The 13,946-nt window shown below is 59.3% G+C and carries 17 protein-coding genes; 14 read left to right on the forward strand and 3 right to left on the reverse strand.

Annotation, left to right across the window (positions count from 1 at the left end; translation table 11 throughout):
* The first annotated feature begins 1 nt into the window (after position 1).
* The 6 genes from paaH (at position 2) to paaY (ending at position 6,261) form a co-directional block, all read left to right on the forward strand.
* Positions 2-1,426, forward strand: coding sequence for a 3-hydroxyacyl-CoA dehydrogenase PaaH (paaH, locus tag G6Q29_RS00245; RefSeq protein ID WP_165464059.1), 1,425 nt, complete (start codon positions 2-4; stop codon positions 1,424-1,426).
* A complete protein-coding gene (gene paaI / locus G6Q29_RS00250) occupies positions 1,416-1,838 on the forward strand; it encodes a hydroxyphenylacetyl-CoA thioesterase PaaI (protein WP_165464060.1) in 423 nt (140 codons plus the stop codon). Before paaH ends, paaI begins: the two co-directional genes overlap by 11 nt.
* Positions 1,838-3,043 (forward strand): 3-oxoadipyl-CoA thiolase, encoded by a 1,206-nt coding sequence (pcaF, locus tag G6Q29_RS00255; RefSeq protein ID WP_165464061.1) that lies wholly within the window; start codon positions 1,838-1,840, stop codon positions 3,041-3,043. Before paaI ends, pcaF begins: the two co-directional genes overlap by 1 nt.
* Positions 3,044-3,069: 26 nt before the next feature.
* Complete coding sequence (gene paaK, locus G6Q29_RS00260) at positions 3,070-4,386, forward strand: phenylacetate--CoA ligase PaaK (protein WP_165464062.1); 1,317 nt, start codon at positions 3,070-3,072, stop codon at positions 4,384-4,386.
* A 324-nt stretch (positions 4,387-4,710) separates the two neighbouring features.
* Positions 4,711-5,646 carry a phenylacetic acid degradation operon negative regulatory protein PaaX gene (paaX, locus tag G6Q29_RS00265; RefSeq protein WP_165464063.1) on the forward strand — a complete coding sequence of 312 codons (936 nt, stop codon included), beginning with the start codon at positions 4,711-4,713 and terminating at the stop codon, positions 5,644-5,646.
* A 9-nt stretch (positions 5,647-5,655) separates the two neighbouring features.
* Entirely contained in the window at positions 5,656-6,261 is a 606-nt protein-coding gene (gene paaY / locus G6Q29_RS00270) for a phenylacetic acid degradation protein PaaY (RefSeq protein WP_165464064.1), read from the forward strand.
* Between the two features lie 138 nt (positions 6,262-6,399).
* On the opposite strand, the gene G6Q29_RS00275 is transcribed toward paaY, so the two are convergent.
* Positions 6,400-7,152, reverse strand: coding sequence for a hypothetical protein (locus tag G6Q29_RS00275; protein ID WP_047050851.1), 753 nt, complete (start codon positions 7,150-7,152; stop codon positions 6,400-6,402).
* A 1-nt stretch (position 7,153) separates the two neighbouring features.
* Positions 7,154-7,351, reverse strand: coding sequence for a hypothetical protein (locus tag G6Q29_RS00280; RefSeq protein ID WP_022648035.1), 198 nt, complete (start codon positions 7,349-7,351; stop codon positions 7,154-7,156).
* A 259-nt stretch (positions 7,352-7,610) separates the two neighbouring features.
* On the opposite strand from G6Q29_RS00280, the gene G6Q29_RS00285 reads away from it, so the two are divergent.
* The 8 genes from G6Q29_RS00285 to G6Q29_RS00320 are packed head-to-tail and all read left to right on the forward strand — an operon-like array spanning position 7,611 to position 13,491.
* Positions 7,611-8,045 carry a nuclear transport factor 2 family protein gene (locus G6Q29_RS00285; protein WP_165464065.1) on the forward strand — a complete coding sequence of 145 codons (435 nt, stop codon included), beginning with the start codon at positions 7,611-7,613 and terminating at the stop codon, positions 8,043-8,045.
* On the forward strand, positions 8,042-8,761 hold the full coding sequence (locus G6Q29_RS00290; protein ID WP_165464066.1) for an SDR family NAD(P)-dependent oxidoreductase: 720 nt from the start codon (positions 8,042-8,044) through the stop codon (positions 8,759-8,761). The genes G6Q29_RS00285 and G6Q29_RS00290 overlap by 4 nt, the downstream gene beginning before the upstream one ends.
* Positions 8,758-10,017: an NAD(P)/FAD-dependent oxidoreductase gene (locus G6Q29_RS00295; RefSeq protein ID WP_165464067.1), complete on the forward strand. Its 1,260-nt coding sequence runs from the start codon at positions 8,758-8,760 to the stop codon at positions 10,015-10,017. The genes G6Q29_RS00290 and G6Q29_RS00295 overlap by 4 nt, the downstream gene beginning before the upstream one ends.
* Position 10,018: 1 nt before the next feature.
* Positions 10,019-10,741, forward strand: coding sequence for a DUF1365 domain-containing protein (locus tag G6Q29_RS00300; protein WP_165464068.1), 723 nt, complete (start codon positions 10,019-10,021; stop codon positions 10,739-10,741).
* Positions 10,738-11,958 (forward strand): class I SAM-dependent methyltransferase, encoded by a 1,221-nt coding sequence (locus tag G6Q29_RS00305; RefSeq protein ID WP_165464069.1) that lies wholly within the window; start codon positions 10,738-10,740, stop codon positions 11,956-11,958. The genes G6Q29_RS00300 and G6Q29_RS00305 overlap by 4 nt, the downstream gene beginning before the upstream one ends.
* Positions 11,955-12,440, forward strand: coding sequence for a DUF2878 domain-containing protein (locus G6Q29_RS00310; protein WP_165464070.1), 486 nt, complete (start codon positions 11,955-11,957; stop codon positions 12,438-12,440). Before G6Q29_RS00305 ends, G6Q29_RS00310 begins: the two co-directional genes overlap by 4 nt.
* Positions 12,437-12,961: a hypothetical protein gene (locus G6Q29_RS00315; protein ID WP_165464071.1), complete on the forward strand. Its 525-nt coding sequence runs from the start codon at positions 12,437-12,439 to the stop codon at positions 12,959-12,961. The genes G6Q29_RS00310 and G6Q29_RS00315 overlap by 4 nt, the downstream gene beginning before the upstream one ends.
* Positions 12,958-13,491 (forward strand): DUF3833 domain-containing protein, encoded by a 534-nt coding sequence (locus G6Q29_RS00320; RefSeq protein ID WP_165464072.1) that lies wholly within the window; start codon positions 12,958-12,960, stop codon positions 13,489-13,491. Before G6Q29_RS00315 ends, G6Q29_RS00320 begins: the two co-directional genes overlap by 4 nt.
* Here the strand turns inward: G6Q29_RS00320 and G6Q29_RS00325 are convergent.
* Positions 13,488-13,946 carry a DMT family transporter gene (locus G6Q29_RS00325; RefSeq protein ID WP_003857305.1) on the reverse strand — a complete coding sequence of 153 codons (459 nt, stop codon included), beginning with the start codon at positions 13,944-13,946 and terminating at the stop codon, positions 13,488-13,490. The two genes, G6Q29_RS00320 and G6Q29_RS00325, sit on opposite strands and share 4 nt — an antisense overlap.

The following is a 13,946-nucleotide window of genomic DNA, read 5'->3' on the forward strand; positions in this document are numbered from 1 at the left end:
GATGGTGAATATCCACACGGTCGCCGTGATTGGCAGCGGCACCATGGGCGCCGGGATTGCAGAAGTGGCGGCCAGCCACGGTCATCCCGTTCTGGTATACGACATTGACGCGGCGGCGATTTCCCGCGCCGTCGACGGCATTCGCCAGCGGCTGTCCTCTCGCGTTGCGCGCGGAAAACTCTCTGCCGACGCCGGGGAACAGATCCTCGCCCGCCTGACGCCGGTGACGAATATCAGTGCTCTGGCGAAAGCCGACCTGGTGATCGAGGCCGCCTCCGAACGGCTTGAGGTGAAAAAGGCGCTGTTTGCCCAGCTGGCAGAAGTCTGCCCGCCGCAGACGCTGCTTGCCAGCAATACCTCGTCCATTTCCGTTACCGCGATTGCGGCGGAGATAAACCACCCTGAACGCGTCGCCGGGCTGCACTTCTTCAATCCTGCCCCGGTGATGAAGCTGGTGGAAGTGGTCAGCGGGCTGGCGACCTCTCCCGAAGTGGCCGATACGCTGTGCGATCTGGCGCTGCGCTGGGGAAAGCAGCCGGTACGCTGCCAGTCCACGCCGGGGTTTATCGTCAACCGCGTGGCGCGCCCGTTCTACTCCGAAGCCTGGCGCGCGCTGGAAGAGCAGGTGGCCACGCCCGAGGCGATCGACGCCGCCCTGCGAGACGGCGGGGGCTTCCCGATGGGGCCGCTGGAGCTGACGGACATGATCGGTCAGGACGTCAACTTTGCCGTGACCTGCTCCGTGTTTAACGCCTTCTGGCAGGAGCGTCGTTTTCTGCCGTCGCTGGTGCAGCAGGAGCTGGTGCTGGCGGGGCGTCTGGGCAAAAAAAGCGGGCAGGGCGTTTACCGCTGGCAGGAGGAGAAACCCGCTGTCAGCTGGCTCGCCCCGATCAGCGACAGCTTCAGCCCCATGCGCGTACAGCGAAGAAGTGACGGTGTCACGGAAATCGACGATCTGTTGCTGATCGAAACGCAGGGTGAAACCGCGCAGTCGCTGTCGCTGCGCCACGGCTGCCCGGTGGTGGTGGTCGATCGCATTGAGCGGGATGTGGCAGTGATCGCTGCCGCGCCCGGTAACCCGCACACCGCCACGCAGAAAGCCACTTACTGGTTGCAACACCAGGAAAAACGGGTGCTTCAGATTGCCGATTACCCCGGCCTGCTGATTTGGCGTACGGTGGCGATGATTGCCAACGAAGCGCTGGATACCCTGCAAAAAGGGGTCGCCAGCGAGCAAGACATCGATACCGCTATGCGCTTAGGGGTCAACTATCCCTGTGGCCCCATCGCCTGGGGCGAACGTCTGGGCTGGCAGCGGCTTTTAACCCTTCTGGAGAACCTGCAACGTCATTACGGCGAGGAACGCTATCGCCCCTGTTCACTGCTGCGCCAGCGTGCGCTTCTGGAGAGTAGCTATGAGTCATAACGCCTGGCATAACGCCCGCGCGATGTACGAAAAGGACGCCTGCGCGCAGGCGATGGGGATGGACATTATCGACATGGGCGAGGGCTACGCGGTGGTGAGCATGACCATCACCCCGCAGATGCTCAACGGCCATAAAACCTGCCACGGCGGACAGCTATTCTCGCTGGCCGATACCGCCTTTGCCTACGCCTGCAACAGTCAGGGGCTGGCGGCGGTGGCCTCAGGCTGCGCCATCGATTTTCTGCGTCCGGGCTTTGCCGGAGACACGCTTACCGCCATCGCGCGGGTGAAGCATCAGGGCAAACTGACCGGCGTATACGACATTGAAATTCAGAACCAGCACCAGAAAGCCGTCGCGCTTTTTCGCGGTAAATCGCACCGCACCGGTGGCAGTGTGACAGGAGAAGCCTGATGCGTGACGCATTTATTTGTGAGGGTGTGCGTACGCCGATCGGCCGTTACGGCGGCGGATTGTCCAGCGTGCGTGCCGATGACCTGGGGGCCGTACCGCTGCGTGCGCTGCTGGCGCGTTATCCGCAACTCGATCTGGAGCGGATAGACGACGTGATTTTCGGCTGTGCGAATCAGGCCGGGGAGGATAACCGCAACGTGGCGCGCATGTCGGCGCTGCTGGCCGGGGTGCCGCAGACGGTGTCCGGCACGACCATTAACCGCCTGTGTGGCTCGGGTCTGGATGCGCTTGGCTTTGCAGCCCGCGCCATTAAGGCGGGGGATGGCGATCTGCTGATCGCCGGTGGCGTCGAATCCATGTCCCGTGCGCCGTTCGTGATGGGGAAAGCCACGGCAGCGTTTCAGCGTCAGGCGGAGATCTTCGACACCACCATCGGCTGGCGATTTGTGAATCCGCTCATGCATCAGCAATACGGAACTGACAGCATGCCGGAAACGGCAGAGAATGTAGCGGAATTGTTAAATATCAGCCGTGCCGATCAGGACGCGTTTGCCCTGCGCAGCCAGCAGCGCACTGCACAGGCGCAGCAGAATGGCGTTCTGGCGCAGGAGATTATCCCGGTACAGGTGGCGGGGAAAAAAGGTACGGTAACGGAAGTGAGCGTGGACGAGCATCCGCGCGCCGAAACCACCCTGGAGCAGCTTGCCGCACTGAAAGCCCCGTTCCGTAAGAACGGTGTGGTGACGGCGGGGAATGCCTCTGGCGTCAACGACGGAGCGGCGGCGCTGATTATCGCCAGCGAGCCGATGGCGCTTGCCCAGGGGTTAACCCCGCGCACCCGCATTGTGGCCATGGCGACCGCCGGCGTCGAGCCGCGCCTGATGGGATTAGGTCCGGTGCCCGCCACCCGCAAGGTGCTGGAGCGTGCCGGGCTCAGTATCACCGATATGGACGTCATTGAGCTTAACGAAGCCTTCGCCGCACAGGCGCTGGGCGTGCTGCGTCAGCTGGGCTTGCCGGATGACGCGGAGCATGTCAACCCGAACGGCGGGGCGATCGCGCTAGGCCATCCGCTGGGAATGAGCGGTGCCAGACTGGCGCTGGCCGCAAGCAATGAATTGCACCGACGCGGCGGGCGCTACGCGCTGTGTACGATGTGCATCGGTGTGGGTCAGGGCATTGCCATGATCCTTGAGCGCGTTTGAGCGAACAATAATGTGAGTACCCTGCGATGATAAATACAACAAAGCTTGATCCGATCGAAACCGCGTCCATTGATGAATTACAGGCGTTGCAGACCGCGCGCCTGAAGTGGACGCTGCACCACGCCTACAACAATGTTCCGATGTACAAACGCAAGTTTGATGCCGCGGGCGTTCACCCTGACGATTTCACCGAGCTGGCGGATCTGCAAAAATTCCCGTGCACCACCAAGCAGGATCTGCGCGACAACTACCCGTTCGATACCTTCGCGGTGCCGATGGAGCAGGTGGTGCGCATCCACGCCTCGTCGGGCACCACCGGAAAGCCGACCGTGGTGGGGTATACCCAGAATGATATCGACAACTGGGCCAATATCGTCGCCCGTTCCCTGCGCGCCGCCGGGGGCAGCGCGAAGGATAAAATTCACGTCGCCTATGGTTACGGGCTCTTCACCGGCGGGCTGGGGGCGCACTACGGTGCCGAGCGTCTGGGTGCGACGGTGATCCCGATGTCCGGCGGCCAGACGGAGAAGCAGGCGCAGCTGATCCGCGATTTCCAGCCGGATATGATCATGGTGACGCCGTCTTACTGCCTGAACCTGATTGAAGAGCTGGAGCGTCAGATGGGCGGCGATGCCAGCGCCTGTTCCCTGCGCGTTGGCGTTTTTGGCGCCGAGCCGTGGACGCAGGCGATGCGTCGCGAAATTGAAAAACGGCTGGGCATTACCGCGCTGGATATCTATGGTCTTTCCGAGGTGATGGGGCCGGGCGTGGCGATGGAGTGTCTTGAAACCGCTGACGGCCCGACCATCTGGGAAGATCACTTCTACCCGGAGATCGTCAACCCGAATGACGGCTCGCCGCTGGCCGACGGAGAGCAGGGCGAGCTGCTGTTCACCACGCTGACCAAAGAGGCGCTGCCGGTGATCCGCTACCGCACCCGCGACCTGACGCGCCTGCTGCCGGGCACTGCACGGACCATGCGCCGGATGGATCGCATCAGCGGACGCAGCGACGACATGCTCATCATTCGCGGCGTTAACGTCTTCCCGTCACAGCTGGAAGAGGAGATCGTCAAGTTCGAACACCTTTCGCCGCACTATCAGCTGGAAGTGAACCGTCGCGGGCATCTTGATTCACTTTCGGTGAAGGTCGAGCTGAAACAGAGCAGCTTAACGCTGACCCATGAACAGCGCTGTCAGGTCTGCCATCAGCTGCGTCATCGGATCAAATCGATGGTGGGGATCTCAACCGACGTGATGATCGTTAACTGCGGCAGTATTCCTCGCTCCGAGGGTAAAGCCTGCCGGGTGTTTGATTTGCGTAAGGTTGCGGCTAACGGTTGAGTTGCCTGGCACTCACTCTTTGAGGTTAGGTTTCCCCCGGGAATATGTAAGCAGAAGCAGTAGCGTTGTTTCAGAGCGACAGAAAGCTTTCCGCCGGGAGCCCGGGTCGCCAGGGGGGTGGCGACTGAACCACCCTGGCACGTTCACCGGCCATGTCATGACAGAGCAGCAAGGAACACAAAGTGAACGGAATAACCACCATGGCCGTATGTTCCCCCTCACCCCAGCCCTCTCCCTCAAGGGAGAGGGGGACGTCTGTGCAGGCATGGGGAGTAACCCCGAATTCCTGTGCTATGATTCATCAACGAAAAAAATAACAACAGAATGAATCACATGAATAAACTTGACGCCTTTATCCAGCACGCAGTTAGCTCTCTTCCCGTCAGCGGAACATCACTTATCTCGTCGCTTTATGGCGACGCACTTTCCCATCGCGGCGGAGAGATCTGGCTCGGCAGCCTGGCGGCCCTGCTGGAAGGAATGGGGTTCGGCGAACGCTTTGTGCGCACCGCGCTGTTTCGCCTCAACAAGGAGGGCTGGCTGGACGTGTCCCGCATTGGCCGCCGCAGCTTTTACCGCCTTAGCGACAAGGGGCTGCGTTTGACCCGCCGCGCGGAAAATAAAATCTACCGTGCGGAACTGCCGGCGTGGGATGGTAAATGGCTGCTGCTGCTTTCCGAGGGGCTGGATAAAACCACGCTGGCGGACGTGAAAAAACAGCTCATCTGGCAAGGGTTCGGCGCGCTGGCGCCGAGCCTGATGGCCTCGCCGTCGCAGAACCTCGCGGACGTGCAGTCTCTGTTGCATGATGCGGGCGTGGCGGAAAACGTCATTTTCTTTGAAGCCCATTCGCCGCTGGCCTTATCCCGTGCGGCGTTGCGATCCCGCGTGGAAGAGTGCTGGCATCTCACGGAACAAAACGCGATGTATGAAACGTTTATCAACTCGTTTCGTCCGCTGCTGCCGCTGCTGAAGGAGGCGTCGCCAGAGGAGTTGACCCCGGAACGCTGTTTCCAGATCCAGCTGTTACTCATTCACTTTTATCGTCGCGTGGTGCTGAAAGATCCGCTATTGCCGGAGGAGTTACTCCCTGCGCACTGGGCGGGGCAGAGCGCGCGTCAGCTGTGCATTAATATTTACCAGCGCGTGGCGGCAGGCGCCCTGGCGTTTGTCAGCGAGAAGGGGGAGACCTCCGTGGGTGAACTGCCCGCTCCCGGCACGCTTTATCACCAGCGCTTTGGTGGTCTGAATATCACATAAGGAGAGGGTATGCCTGTTTATCAAATTGATGGCCTGACGCCGGTCGTGCCTGAGGAGAGCTATGTTCACCCGACCGCGGTGTTGATTGGCGACGTGATCCTCGGTAAAGGCGTTTACGTGGGGCCCAATGCCAGCCTGCGCGGTGATTTTGGCCGAATTGTGGTGAAAGACGGTGCGAACATTCAGGATAACTGCGTGATGCACGGTTTCCCGGAGCAGGACACGGTGGTGGAAGAGGACGGTCATATCGGCCACAGCGCGATCCTTCACGGCTGCATTATCCGCCGTAATGCGCTGGTGGGAATGAATGCGGTGGTGATGGATGGGGCGACGATCGGCGAAAACAGCATCGTCGGCGCGGCGGCGTTTGTGAAGGCTAAAGCGGAGATGCCTGCTAATCACTTAATTCTGGGCAGTCCGGCGAAAGCGATTCGTGAACTGACTACGCAGGAAATCGAGTGGAAAAAGCAGGGCACACGGGAGTATCAGGTGCTGGTGGATCGCTGTAAGCAGACGCTGCATCAGGTTGAGCCGCTGCGGGAAGAAGAGCCTGGACGCAAACGGCTGGTTTTCGATGAGAACCTGCGGCCCAAGTCGGCTGACCGGGGAAAATAATCGTTTTTCACCCACTTCGTCCATCCGCAAATCGCTGCGGCGCCCCATTCAACCTCTGGTTCACTAGGGTGACGCCATAAGCGTAGTGTTCATCCCGATAAATGCTGGCGCCTTAATGCAATAAGGCGCCTGTTTTTTTTATTCGCGCATGGCCAGCGCGCTGGCGCTTGCCGGATCGAACAGTGAAATACTCTCGATCTGATCCAGCATGATCACTTTGCGAAAATCCATGGCGCTTTTGGGCTCTGAATCGAGCGTAATATCATGCTCGGCGTACCATTTACTGTAGTTATGTTCGATACAGAGCTGCATGTTCTTCCCGTCACGGTAGCCGCTCAGCATTGGAATAAGCACGATATTGGCCGTTTTTTCATACTCCAGCGTGGCGGTATGGATCATGCCAATATAAATTCGCCGCGATTTCAGCGTGACGTGCGCCAGTTCGCCTTCTTCCATGCACTGATATAGCAGCTGCTCAATACCGCTCGATTGCGCCAGCCGCTTGTACAATTTTTTCCGGCCTTCACCGTCCAGCCGCGCGCTTCCGGCCCAGTTCGAGCGGTAGAGACAAAACAGGATCGCAAAGGCCAGCATCACCACCACCGGAGCCTGAATACCCAGGAAGCTCCAGTTCATAAAATCAATTTGCCAGTCGGCATATTTTGCTGAGGTGAAATGGAACGTGTTATCGGCGGCGGAGAGGGCGAACAACAGCAGCCACAGCAGGCCGGTGGCGATCACGCCCTGAAGAACAAAAATACAGCCATACAGCGCCACGAGAAAATAGACGTCCCAGCCGAAGGAGCGCTTAATTTTGAACCGTGTTGAGAGGTCGCGGCTGGTGTACCAGTAGCCGCATACCATCAATACCATGAATATTGCCGTTCCCATTTCAGGCCCTCTTTAGCGCGTTGACATGGCGCAGAAAGTCCTGCCGTACCTCGTTACTTTTGTAGTTAACCGAAGCGTTTCCATCCTGGTCGATGATGATGCGGTCGCCATCCTCTACGGCTTCGATAATCTCCTGGTGACTCATAACCTGTAACAAGGATTCCGGGCTGGAAAAGAGCGCCATCAGTAAATTTTTCATCGCGTGACATCCTTATGAATTAAAAGGATAAGTCTGGAAGATAAATGGCACCTTTGCCTTAAGGTTATCCCTAAAAAAACGGCAGCCTGGCGGCGAAAATCAACTTTATGCACAAAATAGTTGCGCGAGGTGATATTTCATCCCTTTGAAAAATAATAAGAATAAAAAATATATCTGCGCAAACTTGGACAAATAACGTTAATTGTCTAAGTTTAAATTATGCGATTTCGCTACGTTGTTTACACCCAGGATGTGACCCATGAGCACGTTGCCGTCCGTTATCAGTCGGTTCGTTGATTACTACGCCACGCTGGATACCCAGCCACCTTCGGCGCTGGTGGAGATTTATCGCGCCGATGCCACGCTTATCGATCCCTTTGGCGAACACAGCGGGGTGTTCGCGATCCAACGCTATTTCACCCACCTCCTGGCTAACGTCCAGCACTGTCGCTTTACCGTCGATGCACCGTTGCAGCAGGGCGATCGCTTTGTGGTCACCTGGATGATGCACTGGTCGCACCCGCGTGTTGCCCGGGGAGCAATGCGACAACTGCCGGGCTGTTCCGTAGTGGACATGCGGGACGATCGCATTGTTCGCCAGCGGGACTACTACGATGCCGGAGAGATGATTTATGAACATCTTCCGGTTCTCGGCTGGGCCGTGCGCGGCGTTAAGCGGAGGGTGCAATCGTGAAGACGGTTCTGATTACCGGCGCAAGCTCGGGCATAGGTGCGGGGCTGGCGAAATCTTTTGCCGACGATGGCTATCGGGTGATTGCCTGCGGGCGCGACGCGCAACGTCTGGCAGCCCTGCATCAGCACAGCCCCCACATCACGGTGCGCCTGTTCGATATGACAGACAGGGACGCCTGTCGCCAGGCGCTGGCGGACTGTGCTGCCGACACGGTGATCCTCTGCGCCGGAACCTGCGAGTATCTCGACCGCGGCGAGGTGGATGCGGCGCTGGTGGCGCGGGTCATGACCACCAATTTCATTGGCCCGGTAAACTGCCTCGCGGCGTTGCAGCCGCAGCTGGTGTCCGGCAACCGCGTGGTGCTGGTCAGTTCGATGGCGCACTGGCTTCACTTCCCGCGAGCCGAAGCGTATGGCGCCTCCAAGGCGGCGTTAACCTGGTTTGCCGAGACGCTGCGCCTGGACTGGGAACCGAAAGGGATTGCCGTCACGGTCGTTTCACCCGGTTTTGTCGACACGCCGCTGACCCGTAAGAACGATTTCCCGATGCCGGGCCGGGTCAGCGTGGAGGATGCCGTCCACGCCATTCGTCGCGGTCTGACAAAAGGGAAGGATCACATCGCATTTCCCACCGGGTTAAGCCTGGCGCTGCGCCTGCTTTCCGGCCTGCCCGACGTACTTCAGCGCGCAGTGCTGCGCAGGATGGTGCGACCATGAAGATCGCGATTATCGGCAGCGGCATCGCCGGGTTAACCTGTGCCTGGCGGCTCGCCGGACATCATCAGGTCACGCTTTTTGAGGCGCATGCCACCCCGGGCGGCCATACCGCAACGGTGGATGTCGACACGCCCCAGGGCACCTTTGCCATCGACACCGGTTTTATCGTCTATAACGACCGCACCTATCCGCGCTTCATGGGGCTGCTCAGCGAACTGGGCATCAGCGGGCAAAAAACGCAGATGAGCTTTTCGGTGCATAACCCGCAGAGTGGGCTGGAGTATAACGGTCATACGCTGACGTCACTCTTCGCCCAGCGTCGTAATCTGCTGAACCCGGCTTTCTGGACGCTTCTGAAGGAGGTCGTGCGCTTTAACCGGCTGGCGAAACAGACGCTCCGGGGCGAAGTCGATGAATCTGCCACGCTGGAATCGTTTTTGCACCAGCATCGCTTTACGCCCTTCTTTGCGCGTCACTACATCCTGCCGATGGGGGCGGCTATCTGGTCGTCGTCGCTACAGGAGATGAAACGCTTTCCGCTGCCGCTCTTTTTACGCTTTTTTGAAAACCACGGTCTGCTGGACATTACCCATCGTCCGCAGTGGTACGTGGTGCCGGGCGGCTCCCGGGCGTATATCCGCGCGATGCTGGACACGCTCGGCGATCGCCTGACGCTGCACCTCAACGCGCCGGTTCAGAAGGTTGTTCGCCACGATCGTGGCGTGGACATCGAGCGGGAAGGCGTCACTCATACCTTCGAACAGGTAATCTTCGCCTGTCACTCTAATCAGGCGCTGGCGATGCTCGCCAGCCCAACGCAGGCTGAACGCGAGGTGCTGGGGGATATCGGCTGGCAGCGTAACGAGGTGGTGCTTCACAGCGATCCGCGCTGGCTGCCGGTGCGCGAACGCGCGTGGGCGAGCTGGAATTATCGCCTCAGCAGGCAGGATCAGGCCAACGCCTGCGTTACCTACAACATGAATATTTTGCAGGGACTGCCGCCGGGGAGCCCGCTGTTTTGCGTCACCCTCAACCCGGAAACGCCGGTGGAGGAACGGTTTGTGCTGCGCAGCTTTGTCTATGAGCATCCGCTTTTTAATCCCAAAAGCTGGCATGCCCAGGCCCGGCGCGGCGAAATAAACGGTCGCCAGCGGAGCTGGTTCTGCGGCGCGTACTGGTACAACGGCTTTCATGAAGATGGCGTACGCAGTGCGCTGGATGTGGTGAATGCCATCGCGGCCGGGGAGGGCAACTGAGATGAACAGCTGCCTTTACCACGGTTCATTGCGCCACCGTCGGCTTGCGCCGAAAGCGCACGACTTTACCTACAGCGTGTTCATGGTCTGGCTCGATCTGGATGAGCTTGACGCGCTGCCCTCCGTCGGCGTGCGTCGCAATCGCGTCGCGCCAGCGGCATTTTATGATGCGGATCACCCGCTGGGCACACCGCTTAAAGAGAATGCCCTGAAGCGGCTGGAAGACCTGACCGGTGAACGCCCGGCGGGGCGGGTTATGCTTCTGACCCAACTGCGTTATTTCGGCTTTCATTTTAATCCGGTGAATTTTTACTACTGCTATGACGGCGAAGGCTCTCTGCGTTGGGTGCTTGCCGAAGTGCGTAACACGCCGTGGAATGAACGGCATTACTACGCGGTGGCGGGCCAGAACGCCCAGCCGACGGCGAAAGCGTTTCATGTTTCGCCGTTTAACCCGATGGACATGGTCTACCACTGGCGCTTCAACAGCCCGGATAGCACGCTGCGTATGCATATTGAAAACCATCAGGAGACGAAGGTGTTTGATGCCACCCTGATGCTGCGCCGGGAACCGCTGACGCGCGCAGCGCTGCGTTCGCGGCTGGCGCGGATACCGTTGATGACCCTCAAAACCGCTTTCGCCATTTACTGGCAGGCGCTCAGGCTGTGGCTGAAGCGCGTGCCGCTGCATAACCATCCCCTCAGCAGGAGTGAACGATCATGACCGATCCCGTCTTTGCGCTTGAACCCGATATCCCGCGCAACGTCCGCGTCGCGAGATGGGTGCTCTTCCGCCTGCTGAATGGCCTGCGCGGTGGCTCGTTGACCCTACGTGAAGGGGCGCAGACGTTCCATTTCGGCGACGCCTCCGCCTCGCTTCACGCCGACGTCCAGGTGCGCTCTGCGGGCGTCTACTGGCGGATTTTAACGGGCGGCAGCCTCGCCGCGGCGGAAGCGTGGATGGATGGCGAATGGGAGACAAACCACCTGACGCCGCTGCTGGAGCTGATTGCGCGCAATAGTCAGATTCTCGGGCAGCTGGAAAAAGGGTTTCGCCTGCTAGGGAAACCGATGGAGCGGCTACGGCACTGGATGCGACGTAACTCCCGCGCGCAGGCGCGGGAAAATATTGCCGCCCATTACGATCTGGGCAACACCTTTTACGCTCATTTCCTTGATGAACAGCTCTTGTACTCCAGCGCGCTGTTTAACGGGGAGGAGCAGGATTTGACCGCGGCTCAGCAGGCAAAAATGGCGAGACTGTGTGACCAGCTGGCGCTCACTGCAAACGATCATCTGCTGGAGATTGGTACCGGCTGGGGGGCGATGGCGGAATATGCTGCCCGTCACTACGGCTGCCGGGTGACCACCACTACGCTGTCGCAGGAACAGTATCATTGGGCCACCGCGCGGATCGCCCGGGCGGGGTTGCAGGATCGCGTTCAGGTGCTGCTCTGCGACTACCGCGATCTGACCGGAGTCTACGACAAGCTGGTGTCGGTTGAGATGATTGAAGCCGTCGGACAACGTTACCTGCCAATCTTTTTCCGCACCTGCATGGCGCGTCTGCGTCCGGGCGGGCGGATGGCGATTCAGGCCATCACCATTCGGGATCAGCGCTATCGCGAGTACAGCAAAAGCGTGGATTTTATTCAGCGCTACATCTTTCCCGGCGGCTTTTTGCCCAGCATCACCGCCATGAATGAACTCATGACGCGCCATACCGATTTTGTGGTGCGCAACCTCTTCGATATGGGGCCGGACTATGCCCGCACGCTGGCGCACTGGCGTCAGCGTTTCGTTCACGCATGGCAGGAGATTGAACAGCTCGGGTTTGATGAACGTTTCCGCCGGATGTGGCTTTACTACCTCGGCTACTGTGAAGCCGGGTTCAACGCCCGCACCATCAGCGTGGTACAGCTGACTGCGGAACGCGTATGAAGCGCTACGGGCAGGTATTTCTGCTGGCCATCGGGTTTGATCTCTACTGGACGCTGGTGGTGCTGTTTCGCGAGCAGGGGCTGGTCATCTGGATCGCGCTGGCGGTGCTTGCCTGGCTGTTTTTACCGCCATCACACCGGGTATACGCCCTTGTGCTGGCGGCGTCGGGCGCGCTGCTGGACGCCCTCTGGGCGCTGACAGGGCTGATTGCGTTCACGGGCGCGTCCCTGATGCCGCTATGGATGGTGGCGCTGTGGCTGATGTTTGCCACCGTCTGGACGCAGTTGACCCGCACGACCACCTTGCCAGGATGGTTGCTGACGGTGATGGCGACCCTGGGCGGGCCGGTAGCCTACCTGATCGGCGAGCGTCTGGGGGCCATTACGTTTCAGCAGCCCACCTTTATCGTCGTCAGTTGGATGTTACCCGGCTGGCTGGTGCTGATGCTGTTTTTCCACCTGTTGATGGGGAGACAACAATGAGAAATCTGGTACTGATGCTCGCGTTGTCCGTCTTCACCGGTACCGTGCAGGCCGCAGACTGGCTGAGCTGGCGCAAGGTGGGCGAGGCCACGCTCACCTGGGGACCGTTTACCGTCTATACCTCGCAGCTGCTGACGCCGGATGGACGTTATAGGGGCTCAGACCACGATAATGCGCTGATTATTACCTACGCCCGCGACATCGATCGTGACGAGCTGGTCGAGGCGACCCGTGACCAGTGGCAGACGCAGGGCATTTTGCAGCAGGAGCCGCAGAGTGAAGCCTGGCTGCGGATGCTAAAAGCGCTCTGGCCCGACGTCACGCCCGGCACGCAGCTCGCGTTTGTGGTTAATGACGGTCAGGGGCAGTTCTGGTATCGCCCCGCGGCAACGCAACTAAAATTTACGCCACTCGGGCCACGCCAGACGGCAGCGTTTAGCGCACGCTTTCTGGCGATCTGGCTCGGTCCCCGCACCACGTATCCTGAACTGCGTGAGCGGTTAACCGGAGGACCAAAATGAAACGTTTTCTGTTAATGGCGCTTGCCCTGACGATGCTTCTGGCCGGATGTAGCACCGAGGTGACAGAGTATCAGCAGCAGCAGCCACGGCTTGATATTTTTACTTACTTCCAGGGCAAAACCGAGGCGTGGGGGATGGTGCAGGATCGAAGCGGTAAGCAGATCCGCCGTTTTCACGTTGAGATCGCCGGGGATGTTATCGGCGATACGCTGACCCTGAACGAGCATTTTGTCTACGACGACGGCGAGAAGCAGCAGCGCGTCTGGCATATCCGCCGCGTCGGTCACGATCGCTACGAAGGCACGGCGGGTGACATAGAAGGTGTCGCGACGGGCCAGGCGGCGGGCAATGCCCTTAACTGGCGCTACAGCATGAACGTGAAGGCGGACGGCAAAACCTGGCTGCTGCACTTTGATGACTGGATGTATTTGCAGGACAGCACCCGTCTGTTTAATAAAACCGAGATGAAGAAATTTGGCGTCACCGTCGCCACGGTGACGCTGTTCTTTACCCGCAAAGAGGGCGGTTAATCCTCTTCGGGCTGAGGTTTACTGCTTGAGTAGATGAAGAAGAGCGCAATGCTCAGGCAGACGACGGCCCCGAAACGGCTCACTGAAAACGGAATGGCTTCATTGTTCAGCCAGCCGAAGTTATCAATCAGCATGCTCATGGCCAGCTGGCCCAGGATAACCGCTACCGTGGCAACGGCGGTCCCGATGCGCTGCACCGCGAGCACCATAATCACGATATAGGGCACGCCGCACAGGGCGCCCAGAAGCTGCCATTTGGGCACATCCATCAGGCTGACCGCCTGTTTCGGCTCAAAAAAGAAGATGAGCAGGGCGGTCACCAGCGCGCCGACGGAAAAGGTCAGAAAGGCACTTTTAAATACCCCCACGCTGCTGCCTAATTGCCCGTTGATGGCAGCCTGAATGCTCAGCGTCGCGCCGCCAATCACCGCCAGAATAATCATAATCACTGTCAT

Source organism: Enterobacter cloacae (genome assembly GCF_011078175.1).
In the GTDB taxonomy this organism is placed as follows: Bacteria; Pseudomonadota; Gammaproteobacteria; order Enterobacterales; family Enterobacteriaceae; genus Enterobacter; species Enterobacter cloacae_Q.

Bases quoted from the DNA above. Each gene is read 5' to 3' on its own strand.
- G6Q29_RS00325 (WP_003857305.1), bottom strand. From the start codon at position 13,946: ATGACAGTGATTATGATTATTCTGGCGGTGATTGGCGGCGCGACGCTG.
- G6Q29_RS00275 (WP_047050851.1), bottom strand. From the start codon at position 7,152: ATGGGAACGGCAATATTCATGGTATTGATGGTATGCGGCTACTGGTAC.
- G6Q29_RS00305 (WP_165464069.1), top strand. From the start codon at position 10,738: ATGACCGATCCCGTCTTTGCGCTTGAACCCGATATCCCGCGCAACGTC.
- paaK (WP_165464062.1), top strand. From the start codon at position 3,070: ATGATAAATACAACAAAGCTTGATCCGATCGAAACCGCGTCCATTGAT.
- G6Q29_RS00280 (WP_022648035.1), bottom strand. From the start codon at position 7,351: ATGAAAAATTTACTGATGGCGCTCTTTTCCAGCCCGGAATCCTTGTTA.
- G6Q29_RS00300 (WP_165464068.1), top strand. From the start codon at position 10,019: ATGAACAGCTGCCTTTACCACGGTTCATTGCGCCACCGTCGGCTTGCG.
- G6Q29_RS00285 (WP_165464065.1), top strand. From the start codon at position 7,611: ATGAGCACGTTGCCGTCCGTTATCAGTCGGTTCGTTGATTACTACGCC.
- pcaF (WP_165464061.1), top strand. From the start codon at position 1,838: ATGCGTGACGCATTTATTTGTGAGGGTGTGCGTACGCCGATCGGCCGT.
- paaH (WP_165464059.1), top strand. From the start codon at position 2: ATGGTGAATATCCACACGGTCGCCGTGATTGGCAGCGGCACCATGGGC.
- G6Q29_RS00315 (WP_165464071.1), top strand. From the start codon at position 12,437: ATGAGAAATCTGGTACTGATGCTCGCGTTGTCCGTCTTCACCGGTACC.
- G6Q29_RS00310 (WP_165464070.1), top strand. From the start codon at position 11,955: ATGAAGCGCTACGGGCAGGTATTTCTGCTGGCCATCGGGTTTGATCTC.
- paaX (WP_165464063.1), top strand. From the start codon at position 4,711: ATGAATCACATGAATAAACTTGACGCCTTTATCCAGCACGCAGTTAGC.
- paaI (WP_165464060.1), top strand. From the start codon at position 1,416: ATGAGTCATAACGCCTGGCATAACGCCCGCGCGATGTACGAAAAGGAC.
- G6Q29_RS00320 (WP_165464072.1), top strand. From the start codon at position 12,958: ATGAAACGTTTTCTGTTAATGGCGCTTGCCCTGACGATGCTTCTGGCC.
- G6Q29_RS00295 (WP_165464067.1), top strand. From the start codon at position 8,758: ATGAAGATCGCGATTATCGGCAGCGGCATCGCCGGGTTAACCTGTGCC.
- paaY (WP_165464064.1), top strand. From the start codon at position 5,656: ATGCCTGTTTATCAAATTGATGGCCTGACGCCGGTCGTGCCTGAGGAG.